At 47.3% G+C, this 17,432-nt stretch carries 16 protein-coding genes; 14 read left to right on the top strand and 2 right to left on the bottom strand.

Annotated features, from left to right (window positions below; translation table 11 throughout):
* Nucleotides 1-32: 32 nt before the first annotated feature.
* Entirely contained in the window at nucleotides 33-656 is a 624-nt protein-coding gene (locus B1748_RS14000) for a DedA family protein (protein WP_087568732.1), read from the bottom strand.
* A 211-nt stretch (nucleotides 657-867) separates the two neighbouring features.
* Between B1748_RS14000 and B1748_RS14005 the strand changes: the two genes are divergently transcribed.
* The 7 genes from B1748_RS14005 to B1748_RS14035 all read left to right on the top strand — a co-directional run bounded on the left by B1748_RS14005 (nucleotide 868) and on the right by B1748_RS14035 (nucleotide 5,792).
* Nucleotides 868-1,128, top strand: coding sequence for a hypothetical protein (locus tag B1748_RS14005; protein WP_087568544.1), 261 nt, complete (start codon nucleotides 868-870; stop codon nucleotides 1,126-1,128).
* Between the two features lie 39 nt (nucleotides 1,129-1,167).
* Entirely contained in the window at nucleotides 1,168-2,100 is a 933-nt protein-coding gene (locus B1748_RS14010; protein ID WP_179215581.1) for a serine hydrolase domain-containing protein, read from the top strand.
* Nucleotides 2,101-2,384: 284 nt separating this feature from the next.
* Nucleotides 2,385-2,810 (top strand): metallothiol transferase FosB, encoded by a 426-nt coding sequence (gene fosB, locus B1748_RS14015; protein ID WP_087568546.1) that lies wholly within the window; start codon nucleotides 2,385-2,387, stop codon nucleotides 2,808-2,810.
* Nucleotides 2,800-3,597 carry a GNAT family N-acetyltransferase gene (locus B1748_RS14020; protein WP_256975657.1) on the top strand — a complete coding sequence of 266 codons (798 nt, stop codon included), beginning with the start codon at nucleotides 2,800-2,802 and terminating at the stop codon, nucleotides 3,595-3,597. The genes fosB and B1748_RS14020 overlap by 11 nt, the downstream gene beginning before the upstream one ends.
* 44 nt (nucleotides 3,598-3,641) lie before the next feature.
* The gene (locus B1748_RS14025; RefSeq protein WP_087568548.1) at nucleotides 3,642-4,001 is read left to right on the top strand and encodes a VOC family protein; all 360 of its coding nucleotides are present in this window, start codon (nucleotides 3,642-3,644) and stop codon (nucleotides 3,999-4,001) included.
* Between the two features lie 77 nt (nucleotides 4,002-4,078).
* Entirely contained in the window at nucleotides 4,079-4,825 is a 747-nt protein-coding gene (gene hisA / locus B1748_RS14030) for a phosphoribosylformimino-5-aminoimidazole carboxamide ribotide isomerase (protein ID WP_087568549.1), read from the top strand.
* Nucleotides 4,826-5,060: 235 nt separating this feature from the next.
* Nucleotides 5,061-5,792 carry a ZIP family metal transporter gene (locus B1748_RS14035; protein WP_087568550.1) on the top strand — a complete coding sequence of 244 codons (732 nt, stop codon included), beginning with the start codon at nucleotides 5,061-5,063 and terminating at the stop codon, nucleotides 5,790-5,792.
* A gap of 193 nt (nucleotides 5,793-5,985) precedes the next feature.
* On the opposite strand, the gene B1748_RS14040 is transcribed toward B1748_RS14035, so the two are convergent.
* Nucleotides 5,986-7,113, bottom strand: coding sequence for a GntR family transcriptional regulator (locus tag B1748_RS14040; protein WP_087568551.1), 1,128 nt, complete (start codon nucleotides 7,111-7,113; stop codon nucleotides 5,986-5,988).
* Nucleotides 7,114-7,551: 438 nt separating this feature from the next.
* Between B1748_RS14040 and B1748_RS14045 the strand changes: the two genes are divergently transcribed.
* The 7 genes from B1748_RS14045 (at nucleotide 7,552) to B1748_RS14075 (ending at nucleotide 17,395) form a co-directional block, all read left to right on the top strand.
* Nucleotides 7,552-8,568 (top strand): Gfo/Idh/MocA family protein, encoded by a 1,017-nt coding sequence (locus tag B1748_RS14045; protein ID WP_087568552.1) that lies wholly within the window; start codon nucleotides 7,552-7,554, stop codon nucleotides 8,566-8,568.
* A gap of 4 nt (nucleotides 8,569-8,572) precedes the next feature.
* Nucleotides 8,573-9,616 carry a zinc-dependent alcohol dehydrogenase gene (locus B1748_RS14050; protein ID WP_179215582.1) on the top strand — a complete coding sequence of 348 codons (1,044 nt, stop codon included), beginning with the start codon at nucleotides 8,573-8,575 and terminating at the stop codon, nucleotides 9,614-9,616.
* Between the two features lie 6 nt (nucleotides 9,617-9,622).
* Entirely contained in the window at nucleotides 9,623-12,004 is a 2,382-nt protein-coding gene (locus tag B1748_RS14055; RefSeq protein ID WP_087568554.1) for a GxGYxYP domain-containing protein, read from the top strand.
* Nucleotides 12,005-12,068: 64 nt separating this feature from the next.
* Complete coding sequence (locus tag B1748_RS14060) at nucleotides 12,069-14,084, top strand: GxGYxYP domain-containing protein (RefSeq protein WP_087568555.1); 2,016 nt, start codon at nucleotides 12,069-12,071, stop codon at nucleotides 14,082-14,084.
* A 98-nt stretch (nucleotides 14,085-14,182) separates the two neighbouring features.
* The gene (locus B1748_RS14065) at nucleotides 14,183-15,502 is read left to right on the top strand and encodes a sugar ABC transporter substrate-binding protein (protein WP_179215583.1); all 1,320 of its coding nucleotides are present in this window, start codon (nucleotides 14,183-14,185) and stop codon (nucleotides 15,500-15,502) included.
* On the top strand, nucleotides 15,499-16,470 hold the full coding sequence (locus tag B1748_RS14070; protein WP_087568557.1) for a carbohydrate ABC transporter permease: 972 nt from the start codon (nucleotides 15,499-15,501) through the stop codon (nucleotides 16,468-16,470). Before B1748_RS14065 ends, B1748_RS14070 begins: the two co-directional genes overlap by 4 nt.
* A gap of 40 nt (nucleotides 16,471-16,510) precedes the next feature.
* Nucleotides 16,511-17,395, top strand: coding sequence for a carbohydrate ABC transporter permease (locus B1748_RS14075; RefSeq protein ID WP_087568558.1), 885 nt, complete (start codon nucleotides 16,511-16,513; stop codon nucleotides 17,393-17,395).
* The last annotated feature ends 37 nt before the right edge of the window (nucleotides 17,396-17,432 follow it).

The raw sequence follows: 17,432 nt of genomic DNA on the forward strand, positions 1-17,432 counted from the left end.
GCTGCAGAGGCTTTCTATTGTCTACATATTGTCTACAGTTCGATGGAGGAATCTTGTCCCCGGACCTTGCTTCGCTTCTGAACACGGTACACGAGGTAAGCAGCCGCGACAATGGCAATCGCAACAAGGATCCAAATGCCATACCGATAGATGACATCCGAAATATGCTGAACCTGGTCGCCGACGAAGCCTCCGATAAGGAAGTAGATCATCGTCCATACGAACGCAGAAGGATACGCAAATAACGCGAAGCGGCCGTACTTCATTTTGTTCATGCCCATTACATAAGGAGTCACGTGTCGCAAGAACGGCAAGCATAAGCTGATGCTGATCGCATATCCGCCGAATCGATGGCTCAGCTCCTCGGAACGGTCGATAAAGGCTCCGATATTTTTGCGCTTGCGGAACCAGTCGGCGAGTCTGGCGCCTGCGAATCGTCCGATGCTGTAACCGAAGCTCATGGCCGAACATATGCCGAGGCAAGTCATGATAAAGGCGGGAACGGGAGATAATACGCCTGAGAAGGCAAGTGCGCCTCCCGTCATGACAACGGCTTCGTTCGGGATCGGCAATCCGATCAGACCCAGACATAACACCAGGAACAGCGCGACATAACCGAGTTGTTCAATTATAGATAATAATAAATCATAGCCCATATGGCATTTGCTCGCTTTCTGAACATCACTCGTTTGATATTCGTACAGTCTCTTCTTATAAGTTATCACAATTTCGAAGGCCTGAGAACCTTACTTACGTCTCCTGAGCGGTCGGCGTTTCACTCTTTAACCATTTCGTAACTATTTTCGACGGCTGTTGCGCTAACATAGAAAATAGCGAATGGGGAATACCGAGGGAGAGAACGTCGAGATGTATGTATTCCAGCAAAAGGTGGCAGAGCTTAGAGAGATCGAGCCAGTTGTATATACAATATGTTTGTCCCTGACGGATAACGAGCAGGCTGCTTGTGCCGTCGCCAAGAGGGCGTTAACGGCTTTATTTCAGGATAACGAATTTTGGATACTGGATGCGCGGAATCGAAGGCCTTATATTCTCAAGCAATGTTTGCGCAGTCAAATGGGGCAAGAAACAACGAATTTTCAGAAAAAACAAGCTGCTGCTGGTATTTGAACGAACAAAATGACAACATTTACATACAGGAGCGCTATCATGTCTTACTTACTCGAAAAGGGGCAATGGAGAGATTGGCAAATCACTTCGGTAATCGTCCATAAAGGAAATCGAAAGGAGACAGAGTGGCACGAGGGGGGCGAGGACGCCATCGGACCGCTCTATTCGTGCACCAAAAGCGTATTATCGGCGCTAATCGGTATCGCCGTCGACAGAGGTGACTTGCCGGGAGTAGATGAACCCATTGACAGGTGGTTCCAGCGATATGCAGCCGGCGGAGGAGACGACTCTTGGGGGCAAATCACGATAAAACAATTGCTTACCATGACGCCTGGATTCGAATGGCCGGATTTCGACAAGCCTTATTGGGAGCTGCGCAAATCCAGGGATCCCGTCGCCTATGCGTTAAATCAGCCCCTTGTACATTTACCGGGGCATGCTTTTACATACAACTCCGGCGGATCGCATCTTTTATCTGCGATTCTGACGGAAGCGACTGGGAAGTCTGCCCTCCAATATGCGAGGGAGCATCTGTTCGAGCCGCTTGGATTCCGGGCGGCAAAGTGGTCGGAGCGGGGAGGCATTAGCGAGGGCGGGACGGGTCTTGCGCTGACAGGAAACGATCTGGTGAAGTTCGGGGTCCTTTATTTGAAGGAGGGCCTATGGGATGGCAAGCGGATTTTGTCCACATCGTGGATATCGGATTCAACGACCATGCATCATCGTGCCTTATTGCATTACGAGCCCCCGATCTACGGCGGCTTCGGGTATCATTGGTGGTGCACGCCATCCAACCATAACGGCGTAGCCGATGGTTACTTCGCTTTCGGCCATGGCGGCCAATATTTAATGATCGTGCCGGAATTGGATACGGTCATTATGGTGCGCAAACGGATTACGAAGCGTAATGAAGCGATCTGGTCGCGCAAGCTGATATTTGACATTATTCTTCCGGGGCTGCTCCGGACCTAGTTAGTCCTAACAAATTCTAACGTTGTCATCAATCGGCTTTCGTTCCTGTCGTCAGTTGCCAAACCGATTCGTCGAATGATGTCCGACATGTTCGAATTACGATGACAATTGTACGATATTAGTCAGAATTACCCAAAACTAGCGATTGGCAAAGAATAGGGCTTTAACGCTGGCAACAAAAGTTGTATAATCATGGAAGCTGCCAAGCGACACAAAACCCAACCTAAGAGAGAATAGCTGATCTTGGGCTGGGTTGTTTTCTTTAGAAATGGAGATTAATAGCGATGAACGTACATTCTATCAACCATTTATGTTTTTCTGTCACGGATCTTGAACGATCTATCTCCTTCTATCAACATGTGTTCGACGCGAAGCTGAAAGTAAAAGGAAGGAAGCTGGCTTATTTCGAGTTTAACGGATTATGGATCGCGCTAAATCAAGAAGATATCGAGCGGCATCACCATGTTCGCACGTATACGCATATTGCGTTTACGATTGCCGAAGAGGAATACGACAACGAAGTCAGGCGGCTTGAAGCGCTGGAAGTTGAGCTGTTCGCAGGGCGGCCAAGGGATGATCGGGACAAAAAGTCGATCTACTTCCTCGATCCGGACGGTCATATGTTCGAATTGCATACCGGAACATTAAACGATCGGCTTGCCTACTACAAAGCGGATATGAGTCATATGGAGTTTTATGATGAATCCTGACGAACGCGCACTGGCGCTGGTACAATCCGAGATGGATTATATGTCGGACCGGATGACGGCTATGCTGGAGCAGCCGGGCAACCCTATGGGAGTCGAGATGCTGCGATTGGACCATGCCATCGCTTATTACAGCCGCAGTATGCCATGGCCGCTATTCAATCATGTAAAGGGGCGATTGTCCCCCGATGATGTTGAAAAAGTCATCTTGTTCTATGAGGAACGAGATCGTCAGCCGGAGCTTCAAATCACGCCAAGTCTTTATGAAGCCGATACATTAAAGCTACTCGCCAAGCGGGGGTTCTACCAATCCGGCTTCCATGTATCCATGTATAAGGATTCGTTTAAGGAGTCGGATGCACGCTTACCCGATGACAAGATCGAAGTCCGAGAGCTGTCGGATGACGAATGGTCAACCTATGGAGACATTCATTGTCTGGGTACAGGACTTTCCATCACCGGAAGGGATCACGTCGCGGATAATAACCGATTGCTACATGACAGACCAGGCTGGCATTATCGGCTAGGCCTTGTAGATGGACGGGCTGCTTCTGTAGGCGTCATGTTCGTGAGGAACGGAATGGCTTCATTTACCTTCGCGGCTACATTGCCGGAGGAGCGGGCTAAAGGTCTTCATACCGCTATTCTCAAGGATCGTCTGCTTCTTGCTCGCCAGCTTGGATGCAGGCTTGTTGTTGCACAATGCGCATATGGATCTGCAAGCCATCGCAATATGGAACGGGTTGGCATGAGGATTGGCATGACTCGATCCACTTGGTCCAAACTATAGTTGACATAACTATTATTATGACACTTTACGGAGGCTTACATTTTATGCAAAATCCTATACTTAATCGGATAAGCGGCATTTTTGTACCCGTGAGCGATATTGAAGCGGGAAGAGCCTGGTATTGCGAATTGTTGGGGATGGATCCAAGTATGGATATTATCTCGGGCCATTTGTGCTGCATCTCCATGCAAGGCGGACAAAATATCGTATTGGATAGCAAAGTGTATGCACCTGAGAACGTGTTCAAGACGCCGATGTTTCATTTTGACACGGATGATATTGATGAGGCTTTTTCCTATATGAAGGAAAAGGGAGTAACGCTGACAACCGGCATTGAAAACGGCCATTGGTTCGGATTCCAGGATCCCGACGGAAACCATCTAATGATCTGCAAGATCGATTAATGTATTGCTTACCATAAAGGTGTGTGTCACAATAAGGGCAGCACGAGCAGAACAACAGAAAGAATCGAGGGTTATCCGTGAAATTCAGACCTTGTATCGATCTACATGACGGCAAAGTGAAGCAGATTGTAGGCGAGACGTTAACAGAGGGCGTCATCGTCGAAAACTTCGTCTCCACATACGATTCGGGCTATTACGCCGAGTTGTTCAAGCGAGACGCTCTGACAGGCGGACATGTTATCATGCTCGGCCCAGGCAACGAAGCTGCAGCCATTACGGCACTCAACCGGTATCGGGACGGCCTGCAGATCGGAGGCGGCATTAAAGCCGACAATGCCGCTCTTTATCTGGAGCAAGGAGCGACCCATGTTATTGTAACGTCCTATATTTTCCGGGATGGCAGATTGGATGAAGACAACTTGTCCCGAATCGTTAGCGAAGCCGGCAAGGACAAGCTCGTCATCGATCTAAGCTGCAAGCAGAAAGACGGCAAGTGGTACGTGGTTACGAATCAGTGGAAGCTCTTCAGCGACTTCGAGGTCAATGCGGACAATATCCGTTATCTGGAGCAGTATTGCGACGAATTTCTCGTACATGCAGTAGATGTGGAAGGCAAGCAGAGCGGCATTCAGCAAAGCCTGGTAACCGATTTGGCGAAATGGACCTCGATCCCGACTACTTATGCGGGCGGAGCAAGATCCATTGCCGATATGGAGCTATTCCGCGATTTATCCGGCGGCAAGCTGGATTTGACTATCGGCAGCGCGCTGGATATATTCGGCGGCGCCTTGTCGTATGAAGATGTGGTGCGGTTCGGACGTTGATGGTTCATAATCTCGTTAAGTCATAAGAATAGGATTGCCGCAATACATTAATAGAAGTTCTTAACACCAGGAAGCCGACGTTCCCGTAGAGGAACTCGGCTTTTTCGGACTTTCTGCATGACAAAGGTTATCGAGTGCATTATAATGTGAAACGATGGTAAAATCGGGATCGTAAGGGAAGGGATCTCTTTAAATAGGCTTAATCGTATTTATACGTAAACAGGAGGGATTCCGAATGACCGCCGCGCTGCTAGGCAGCTTTATCTCCGCAATGGCCACCGTTCTAGGGGCGGTGCCGTTGTTATTCGTTCGATCATTGTCCGAGCGCTGGAAGGATATTCTGGTCGCCTTTACAGCCGGCATTATGGTATCGGCTTCGATGTTCGGTCTGCTCCCGCAGGCACTTAAGGAATCGGGGCTGATCCAGCTCACGATTGGGCTTATACTGGGCGTCGTGGCGCTGGATTGGATCGAGAAATCCATTCCTCATATCGACGTTGAGCAAAAAAAATATGTCAGTTCCTTCGATTCGAAATCGCTGCTCGTCATGTTTGCGTTATTTATCCATAACATACCGGAAGGGTTAAGCACGGGGTTCAGCTACGCGAGCGCGAATGAAGGGTTAGGGCCAATGGTAGCCATTGCGATCGGGGCTCAGAATATGCCTGAGGGGCTGGTTTTGGCCGTATTTTTGACAAGATCCAATGTAAGCAAGCTCAAGCTTATGCTTATCGTCACGTTGACCGGACTTATGGAGGTCGTATCGGCGATTGCGGGCTACTTTACGGCGAGCTATATCAACGCATTAATCGGGTACGGCCTGGCATTCGCTTCCGGAGCGATGCTGTTCATCGTGTATAAGGAACTGATCCCGGAATCGCATGGACATGGCTTTGAACGATCCGCTACTTATTCGTTTATATTGGGATTGCTGCTTATGATCTACATTAGCCATTTCTTCGGATAGGGATAACCTTTGGGTTGTCCTTCAATCACTTAAGAGTTTACATAATAAATTATATGTTAATATACTGATGTTCGTTAACGTAAAAATTATTATGTAAACAATTGCGACAAATGACTTTATTTAATGTGATTAAGTATAATCAAAAAACGCGAGTTTCGGGCTGAAACAGTCCCGGAACTTGCGTTTTTTTGTTTCATCTTTGACTTCTCGTGAAAATTTGCGTGGTTTGTCTCTCGTGCAGGGATACCGGGATAACGATTTGCTCCAGGGTGGAGGGTTCTCGAATGGTTTTCAGTAACAGTTTAACGGCTTCAGTGCCAATCAGCTCAAAGTTTTGTTCGATCCAACTGAAGTAATCACTATCCAAATTTCTAATTTGGGGATGATCAAAGCAGAGGATCGCGAGATCCTCGGGAATTCTCTTGCCAAGTTTGCCTGCCATCATGGCAAGGTAAATGGCTGTTTGTGGAGAAAAGGCGAAAACGGCAGTAATTTCTTGTTCTTTTTGCAGCCACTCCTCGATCATTTCTTTCATGCTGTCTTCGTCCTGATAAGAGATATCATCAAATTGGGTCAACCAATAATTGGTTTCAAGTTTAAGCTTATTTTTTTGGGCTGCATCCAGATAACCACGAAACCTGTCTTCCGAGCTGGATGTCTTGGATTTGGTGAAAGATAAAATACCAATATGCTGATGACCCAGTTTGGCCAGGTAATCAGTGCCGATCTGCCCGCCATCATAGTTGTCGGAGTAGACCGCATTTGTTTTAATGCCAGGGAGATAGCGATCGACCAGGACAAAGGGGAACTGCTCGGATTTAAGCCTGAGTATTTCATCACTGTAAGCTTCTCCATCAACGGGAAAGATGATTAATCCTTTTGCACCGGCATCAATCATTTGGCGGATGGCGGCACGTTCTTCGGACTGCGTCAAAACGGATTGAACCATCAAAATGATCCCTTCATCGCGGCACACCTCTTCGATGCCGCGAAGCAACTGGATGCTTAGGACATCTCCGATTGCAGGCATTAAAAAACCGATTTTATTAATTTGGTATTCCAAGGCTCCTTCTTGTCTGGTCGGCTGAAGCTTGGGTGAAGAAACAAAAGATCCTTTGCCTGCCACGCGATAAATCAGGCCTTCGTCCACAAGATGTCTTAGCGCTGTCTTGATGGTAATCCGACTGACTTGAAATTGGTTTGTCAGATCTGTTTCTGTGGGGATTTGATCTTCTGGTTTAAGGGCGCCTATGTCAATCTGGTTTTTTATATATTCTCTGATTTGAATGTAAAGCGGTTTGTTTTTTTGTTGACTTTTCATATTTATCCCTTCCAACTAAATAGTGGGAAAACCTAAAAGCATATTATTATATGATATTATCATCTTTCTTGATAAAGTTCCATACATAATACTTCGACATGAAGCTTGAGAAACCCCCTAAACGATAAAAACTTTTTGGGAGCAATAGCTGTAACGGAGAGGTGTTCGCCTATTTTAGTATAACAAAGTTTTTCAAAATCCTAAATATTATATTGACATATTACAATATGAAATATAGGATGATGAAGAGCAGAATTGCTTGACTAGCCAGAGCCTGATCGGGGTTATTTTTTGGAAGGAGAGAGGGGGGGCGCATCATGTAATGTGGAAGTGGTCAATATCGTTTTGGTAAGCGGTTGCAGGATGGGAATTGCTTTCATTTTCAGACATGTATGAAGGGGCCAGGAATGATCACAAGGGAGAGGAAAGGTACAAATTATGAAAGTGAATATGATTGGGGCGGGCAACATTGCGGATTACCATGCACGGTCCATAAAGGCTTTGGGCTATGAATTGGGAATTATTGCGGACTTTAATGAGAAGGCGGCGCGGCAATTGGCCGATAACTATGGCTGCCGCTGGACAACGAATACGGATGAGCTGTTGGCAGAAAAAGCGGATTTAGTTACGGTGGCGGTTCCGAACGCTTTTCATTTTGATGTGGCAATGGCTGCTGTAAAAGCGGGGCATGCTGTTCTGTGTGAAAAACCGATGACTCGCTCAGCACAACAGTCCAGTCAACTCGTTGAGCTTGTCGAGCAAAGCGGACAGCCATTTTTTGTTGGCTACATGAAGCGGGTGCACCCAACGGTGCAGAAGTTTAGAGAATATGTCGCGCGAATTGGAACGATGCGAAGCGGCTTGGTCAGGGTGTATCATCCCATGCCAAGTGCGAGTTGGCCAATCATAAAAAACCAGCTTGCCCAATCTCCAAATGCGGCATTGGACGGGGTGTTCGTTAATTCAGGCAGCCACATGCTGGATTTGCTGCTCTATTTGGCAGGACCGGTAAAGAAGGTACTGGCTGCGCGCATGCAATACCAGGAAGGCTGTTTTCCTAAAGTGGATCAAATGACCCATGCGCTGCTGGAGATGGAGAATGGATCGACTGTAACGGTCGAGTGCGGATGGCTTCCCTTGTTCGGTGTTGGGAAAAGGGAGAACGGATGGGATGAACTCATCGAACTTCGCGGTGAATCGGGGTTAAGTACGCTTCATACCACACTGTGGGAGCGTCCGCAGTATGAATCGCCGGTAGCTGAATTGTGGGATGAATCGATAAAAACGAAAGAGTCGTTTAATGCGGGCATGGTGGATAACTTCCAGGAAGAATATCGCTTAATCGAAAAAGCGTTGTCGGGAGAAGAGGTCACTTTGGCTACAGCGCGAGAAGCCTTCGCTGTTGATCAATTAATTGATGATATCTTTGCCGCCGCCAAACATACAGGAGAATGATGTCATGTTAATTAGAACCGCCTACTTAAAATCGCCTTGGCAATGCACATTACGGAATATTGATTTGCCTAATGAAATACCTGATGGCCATGTGTTGATACGAGTGGAGGCATGTGGCATTTGTGGTACGGATTTGAGTAATGCAGCCGAAGGAACGGCGGATTGGCAGCCGTTCGGTCACGAAATAGCCGGAGTTATTCATGAGCTGGGCAGCAATTGTGAAGGCTTGAATGTTGGAGATCGCGTCGTTTTGGAGTCGGCTGGATTTTGCGGGAGATGTGACCTGTGTCGGAAAGGCAGAGTGGATTTGTGTAATAAAGCGCCTCACTTTTGGCATGCAGGGCCTTCTATGGGATTCAGCGAATTCATGTTTGCTCCGGCTTGCGGCGTGGTCCGCTATGAAGGGCTGACGCCCGAAGCGGCCAGCTTGGCGGAACCGGCAGGCGTTGCGCTTGATATGGTCAAAACAGCGGATATTCAACATGGCGATCGCGTTTGTGTGATCGGACCGGGACCAATTGGATTAATGGCCATTCCGATGGCGCTGCGAAGCGGCGCAGTTAAAGTGGTGTGTATAGGCCGAACCAGGAATCAAGCCCGACTGGAAGCAGCAGCGCGTTTAGGTGCAGAAGTACTGGCAACCGACCGTTCTCTAATCGAGCATGATGAACTGCACCGGCAGTTTGATCGGGTACTGGTGACCGCCCCCGTCTCGATTATTCCGGAGGCGATTTCTTTGTTAGCCTACGGGGGAATCATCTCCTACATTGGCATCGGGGCAGGATCCGGAACGATTCAATTTGATGCAAACGATTTTCATTATAGAAAGCTCCAGTTGCGGTCCAGCTTCGCCAGTCCAGCCCTGTATTATCCGATTGTATTAAACATGCTGAAAAATGGCACTATTCCTTCCGACATCATTATATCCCACCGTCTGCCCCTGAAAGATATCCAAGAGGCAATGACATTGTGTAAAGAAGATAAGGGCCAGATCGTTAAAGTCGTGGTGGTGCCGGAAACGGATATGAAATCGAATAAGGGAGGTTGAATAACTATGTTGAAAAAGCGAGCTATCTCCTTGGCCCTGGCACTTATTATGGCGGCGACAACATCGATAACCTTACAGGCGGAGAGCGCACTGGCGACAGGCAGCACGTTTCCCAAGATGGAATCGGCTGACACGCTTTATGTCTATGACATCCGCAACGATTCGGCTGAAGCGAAGCTGGCTGCCTTGACGTTGCAGGGGCTGATTAACCAGAGCTCGGCCGAAGTTTATGTATTGACGAGAGAAAAGAATCTTGACCAGTTGTGGCTGGATGAAAGCGGGAAAAGCTATACGCCTGTTACCTTGGTCACAGGAAGCAATCCCGGGCTAAGAACGATGTACAGAGATTATCAAACCTTGATCGACAAGCTCATCGTATGGGAGGGCAGCAAAGACTGGACCTTCAACATTGCCTTGATGAAAGGCGCTTTGGAGGCAGGTTTGCCTGTAACGGACAGTATCCGAAGCAGTCTGATTTCAGAGTTTGGAAGCCAAACGGTCGAAGACATTCGTTCCAACTGGAGCAGCCGGGTCGATGCGTATGAATGGGCAGTCGATCATCTTATGCCTTCCCTGGACAAACGAATTTTGTTTTCTGCCGGTCTGCGATTGCCCGATTGGGTAGATTATCCGTGGAATATCTTTGATTACGTGGTAGCGAGCAAATCCTTCACTTTCTACCTGGATCCTCGCAATCCCGACGAATATGATGTGTTGATACATATCATCCAAGAGGGAGGGTACCCGCCTGGTACGTCAGTGCTGGGTTATGCACCGAATTCGGATGACCTGAACGCATACACCAATCCCCACGGGGTCGGGTACGTGGTCTCTGATTTCTATTCCAATGGCAGCGTCTGGTCGAGCTTTGAGAACAAGACCTATACCCAGCCAGCCGGAGCAGCTGTTGAGGCAGAGCCTGGCAAGGTTTATGTGTCCATCACGGCGAGCGACGGCGACAACCTGCAATACGCGCAGCAACTGATTGATTATTTCCAGGATCCCGCTATGGGCGATGTTCCCGTAGGTATTACCATAGCGCCGGTTCTGCGTGAGCTGGGTTCGCCAATCCTGGATTTCTTGTACGCCGAAAAAGGCAATAACATTGAGCTTGTTGCTGGCCCGTCAGGCTATCAGTTTATTTACCCGGATCATTATTCGAGCAGCGGATACGAGGCATGGTTGGATAACAACAAACAATGGTTGACGGACACGGGGATTCATACCGCAAATGTATGGCGCATGCCGATAAACAGCGTGTACCACAAACAGATGGTAGACAGCTTGGCGGGCAGCGGAGTGAAGGGGATTTTGCGGGGAGACGATATCCAGCCGATCAATGCCTACCATGGTATTTATACAATATCTCAAGGCAATATGCTCATGAACGACGGAGATATCTATAACATTTTGAGCCATGTATCTGCAGATGCTTCCCAGCCTGTTTTTCACAATCTGTACCCTATATTGGCTTATTACGGCGTGGACGCCAATGGAGAGGCAGTGTTCTTTGAACGGTTGAAGGAAGAGATAGACAGATTGCAGCAGGACTTTCCCGGCAAATATGTATTTCTTAAACCTCAGGATATCGTAGCCACCATTGACCAATTGAACACGGACATCCAAGGCGTCAGCTTTGCGGCTAACAACTCGGATAAAGAGACGCTACATATCTATGAAGATCAATTTTCCAATCTTGATAATGGTCATAGATTTGCAGATGGCGATACAAGCTGGGTCTATAAATTCGATCTCGCGGATGATATCGATCGAGCTACTCTCACTTTGGATATTGGCGGAGATTATGAAGTGGACATATCCAAGGATGGCACGAACTGGAGTGGCGCTGCCAGGGCTAACGGCAATATAAACAGAACTACGGTAGAAAGCGACCTAAGCGGGTGGTTGATCAACAATCCATCAAAAATCATCTATGTAAAATTTATGGATGGAAGCCCGTTGGATGGGAATGGACCGAGCTTGTACCATCTTACGCTGTCATCGGAGATAAGCGGCATTTCCATGACGACTCCGAGCTATCTGGATAACCAGTTCATTGTTCAAAATACAGGTGCGATTGACAACGATCATCGTTATGCCGACGAAGACAGGGTCATCGTATATAAATTTGATTTGACTGACGATGTGACAGACGCGACGCTTACCATGGATATAGCCGGCGATTACGTAGTCGATGTGTCCAGTGATGGAATCAACTGGATCACTGCTGCCAATGCCAATGGCAATTTAAGCAGGACTACGGTGACCAGCAACTTAAGCGGATGGTTAGTCAGTAATCCTTCCAAAATCGTTTATGTGAAATTTAGGGATGGAAGCCCGTTGGATGGGCATGGACCAAGCTTGTACCATCTTAATGTATCTACTTGAGTTGGCCGAACGCTATCAGTGACAGTTCTGCATCTATTTTGCCGTTTTTGGGGGGAGAAATAGGATGTTGAAGAAATGGCCTATATCAGTTGCGCTTGGTTTGTTATGTATAGTTATCCTGGCAGGTGCAATAGTAGCGCTGCAGATTAGAAATAAACAGTCAGCAAGCAGCACGTTTCCCAAGATGGAATCAGCTGACACGCTGCATGTCTATGACATCCGGAACGATTCGGCTGAAGCGAAGCTGGCTGCCTTGACGTTGCAGGGGCTGATAAACCAGAGCTCGGCTGAAGTTTATGTATTAACGAGAGAAAAGAATCTTGACCAATTGTGGCTGGATCAAAGCGGAAAAAGCTATTCGCCTGTTTCCTTGGTCACAGGAAGCAACCCCGGGCTAAGAACGATGTACAGAGATTATCAATCCTTGATCGACAAATTCATCGTATGGGAGGGCAGCAAAGATTGGACCTTCAACATTGCCTTGATGAAGGGGGCTTTGGAGGCTGGTTTGCCTGTAACGGACGGGATCCGAAGCAGCCTGATTTCAGAGTTTGGAAGCCAATCGGTCGAAGACATTCGCTCCAATTGGAATGGACGAGTCGATGCGTATAAATGGGCGGTCGAACATCTTATGCCCTCCCTGGACAAACGAATTTTGTTTTCTGCCGGTTTGCGATTGCCGGATTGGGTAGGTTATCCGTGGAACATCTTTGATTACGCGGTAGCAAGCAAATCCTTCACTTTCTACCTGGACCCCCGCAATCCTGACGAATACGAGGAGATGAAACACATCATTCAAGAAGGAGGCTACCCGCCTGGTACGGCTGTGTTGGGCTATGCCCCGAATGCGGATGATCTGAACGAATACACCAATCCCCTCGGAGTCGGGTACGTGGTCTCTGATTTCTTCTCCAACGGCAGCGTCTGGTCGAGCTTTGAGAACAAAACCTATACCCAGCCAGCCGGAGCAGCTGTTGATGCTGAACCTGGCAAGGTTTATGTGTCCATCACGGCGAGCGACGGCGACAACCTGCAATACGCGCAGCAGTTGATGGATTATTTTCAGGATCCGGCCAAGGGAGATGTTCCTGTAGGTATTACCATAGCGCCGGTTCTGCGCGAGCTGGGTTCGCCAATCCTGGATTACTTGTACGCCGAAAAAGGCGATAACATTGAGCTTGTAGCGGGCCCGTCAGGCTATCAGTTTATTTACCCGAATCACTATTCGATCCATGGATACGAAACCTGGTTGAATGAAAACAAGAAGTGGCTGACGGATGCCGGCGTTCATACAGCGAATGTTTGGCGGATCCCTTTAAACAGCGTATACCACAAGCAAATGGTAGACAGCCTGGCGGGCAGCGGAGTGACGGGAATTTTGCGGGGAGACGATGTCCAGCCGATCAATGCCTACCATGGAATTTATACCTTGTCTCAAGGCAATATGCTTACGAGGGACGGGGATATCTACAGCATTTTGAGCAGTGTATCGGAAGATCGCGAGCATCCGGTGTTTTATAATCTATACCCGATTCTGGCATTTTACGGTGTGGATGACAATGGTGAAGCGGTGTTCTTTGAGCGCTTAAAAGATGAGGTAGCCAGGCTGCAACAGGATTTTCCCGGCAAATATGTGTTTCTTAAACCCCAGGATATCGTAGCCACCATTAAAAAATTGAACACGGACATCGAAGGTGTCAGCTTTGAGGCCGATAACTCCAGTGCGGAAACTCTATACCTGTATGAAGATAATCATTCGGCTATGGATGAAGGTTACCGGTATGCAGATGGAGATGCCAGCTGGATCTATAAGTTCGACCTGGCGGACGATATTGAGCAAGCTACGCTTACGTTGGACATAGGTGGAGATTATGAGGTGGATGTGTCCAAAGATGGCACGAACTGGAGTGCTGCTGCCAGGGCAAACGGAAATATGAACAGGACTACTTTGGATATCGACTTAGTTGATTGGTTGACTAACAATCCATCCAAGACCATTTATGTCCGATTTAAAAGCGGGAATCCGCAAGGCGAAAATGGAATGATTTTATATTACAATTCTTTGTCAATATTATATTGACACATTACAATATAATATATAATATGACATTGGGAAGCGTTTGCAATACGATTGAACAAACAAAGGGATCTTACAATGATCAAAGGAGAGGTACATGTATGAAAGAAAGCAGAAAGACATTATTTAAATGGGTGGCAGCGATGGTGATGGTCGCCATGCTGGCAGCTTGCTCTACAAAAGCACCTGCACCATCTACGAACACACCTACGAACTCTGTAGGAGACAGCGATCCGGTCAGGCTAACGGTGTGGGCCCAGCCCAGTCTGGACTGGCCAACGAATACGGACAAAAAAAACCAGGATTTGTACGAGTATATCCAAGGAGAGATGGAGAAGAAATTCCCCGGAATCATTATTGATTATGTAGGTAAAGGCTGGGGGGATGATCTTCGGCAAAATCTGATGTTAGCGGTTATGGCCGGGAATCCGCCAGATGTATCGTTTGGTGAGGATTTTGTCCCGGAATTAGCGAAGCTGGGTGCTCTTTCCGAAGTGCCTGCTGATTTTACAACGGATCTTGCAGACGGGCCCATGGAAGCAGCGAAGTTTGAAGACAAGATCTACGCGGTATCAGGTATGACCGGGATTTTCGCATTAATGTATAACAAAGATGTTATGACAAAGGCGGGTTTAAATCCGGATGCGCCTCCACAAACTTGGGATGAATGGTTAGATCTGTCCAAGAAAATTACAGAAGCAGGCAAAGGCGAATACTTTGGCTCGGTGGTTCAAACGACGGGGCTTGGCGGCACGTTCCGAATTGCACCGTTTATGAGACAGCTTGGAGGGGATCTGACATCACCCGATTCGGAAAAGATAACTTTCCAGTCGCCGGAAAATGTGAAAGCATTAAGCTTCTTGAAGGAACTTTCCCTTACAGCTCCCAGCGGTTCAACCGCTTTGAACGATGAAAATGCGTTGTATAACTTGGTCCATCATGGAAAAGCGGCATTTGGTGTTGCAGGTCCTTGGCACATCTCCTGGTCTCAGAACGAAAAGTGCAATTGCGGCTTTGCTCCGTTACCTGTCCCTGAAGATGGGGAGCGAGCTAATGTGATCGTAGGCAATACATTGTGGTTTGTATTAAAGCAATCGAAGAACCAAGAAGCGGGAATGGAATATCTGAGAATTATCGCGAGCAAGGAATATCAAGAGAAGTTCGCTATTGCCTCAGGCAGAATGCCTTCAAATAAACTGGCGATTGCTAATACTGAACTGGTAGAGCTTGTACCGCAGTTGGCGGTTTATGGTGAGATTGTAGCGAATGAGCAAGCCGGTCCGCTTCCGTCATACCCGAAGAACGGTCCAAAGATCTGGGAGGCTTGGCATAAAGCTCAGGAGTCGGTATTAATTGGAGATAAGTCAATCGAAGAGTCATTGGCTGAAGCACAGAAAACCGCGGAAGACTTATTGAAATGAGCAGGATTTTAAACAAAAAGGCTATCCCCCGTGAAACTTTGGTTTCCGGGGGAGGTTCTGCTCCCGATAACGTACAGTCCACTCACTTGCAGAAATGGATGCGTCGACATAAAGAAGGAATCATCGGCTATTCCATTTTATCTCCCATGATATTGTATTTTTCGATTTTCGCCGTGTTCCCGGCCTTGTTTGTTATTTATTTATCGTTAACAGAATGGACGGGTGTGGCCGGATTGCCCGAATGGGTGGGAATAAAAAACTTTCGCACATTTTTTACACAAGGCGATTATGTAGAGACGCTGATACGAGCTGGCGTATATGGCATTATTATTTTATTCTGCAGCTTGATCATCGGTTTATTGATTGCTCTGTTATTGAATCAGAAGGTATTTGGAAGCGGGGCCATACGTACGATTTGGTATTTGCCAGTGCTTGTCCCTTTCGCAGTCGTTGCCCAAATGGTTAATACCCTGCTCAGTCCGGTTGATGGGGTAGTTAAACAAATGATGATTCGTTTTGGCATGGAGCCTATCGTTTTTCAAGAGAGTGCCTTATGGATGAGCTTTTGGCTCATTATCATTACCGTTTGGAAAGGTGTCGGAAGCACGGTCATCATTTATTTGGCGGGGCTCCAGGGGATTGACACAACCTTATATGAAGCAGGTAAAGTCGACGGTGCGAGCAGATTGAAAATATTTTGGTATATCACCATTCCTTGCCTGAGGCCAATTACGATGTTTTTATTGATTACAGGAATTATCGGCAGTTTTCAAATTTTTGAACCGGTACAGCTCATCACGTATGGAGGTCCTCATGGAGATACGAACATTATCTTGTATCGCATCTATCAGGATGCTTTTCAGGCCTTTAATTTCGGGATGGCGAGTGCATCTTCAGTCGTCGTATTGGTCGTGACCTTGATCTTGTCCGTTATGCAATATCGCATTTCGCAACGCCGAATGACATGATCAACTGAAGCTGGATTGCTGATGAAAGGAGAAAGTCAGGGTGCAAAAACGAACGCGCTTAGAGTCCTTGATTATCTACGGGATACTTGCAGCAGGTAGCCTTATTATGTTTTATCCCTTTTTGTTTCAACTTATGGCCTCTTTGGGGACGAATAAGGACTACTATGACACTTTCATTGTCCCGATACCAACGGAGTGGCAATTGGAGCGATACATTCAGGTGTTTACGGATCCACAAGTGTATCGGCTATATATCAACACTTTAATACGTTGTCTCTGGTACATTTTAACAACCTGTATTATTGCTCTTGTGGCAAGCTACGTGTTCTCCAAGCTCAGGTTTAAAGGCCGGGATACGGTATTCCTTATCTTTCTTGCCTCCATGATGATTCCAAGCCAGGTAACGTTAGTGCCTACTTATTTGCTCTATGTGCGGTGGCCGTTGGCAGGCGGCAATGATTGGCTGGGCCAAGGCGGTCACGGCATGCTTGATTCCTGGGCAGCTTTATTGGTAGGAGGACTAGTCCCCGTATATGCAATCTTCTTGATGAAACAGATGATGGATTCTCTTCCGTTTGATTACGAGGAGGCGGCGCGTGTGGATGGTTCGGGAGTGTTCCATACCATTTTCCGGATTTATTTCCCCATGACCCGTCCGATTCTAGCCGCACTGATTATCATAACGTTTATCGGAATATGGAACGATTATTTATGGCCCCTTATTGTGATCAACAGTATGGATATGCAAGTGATCGCTACGGGGATTTCCTCCTTGATGGGAGAAGCGAAGCAGGTGGGAAGAGTACCGGATTATCCGTCGATCTTCGCCCTGGCAACCATTACGATGATTCCGCCTATCCTCGTTTATTTATGGCTGCAGAAACATTTTATTCAAGCCTTCGCGATGACGGGAGTAAAAGGATAAGAGAATGGCATTCTAAGAGGCTTTCAACTATTATTTA

This window comes from Paenibacillus sp. MY03, assembly GCF_002165585.1.
Lineage (GTDB): Bacteria > Bacillota > Bacilli > Paenibacillales > Paenibacillaceae > Pristimantibacillus > Pristimantibacillus agaridevorans.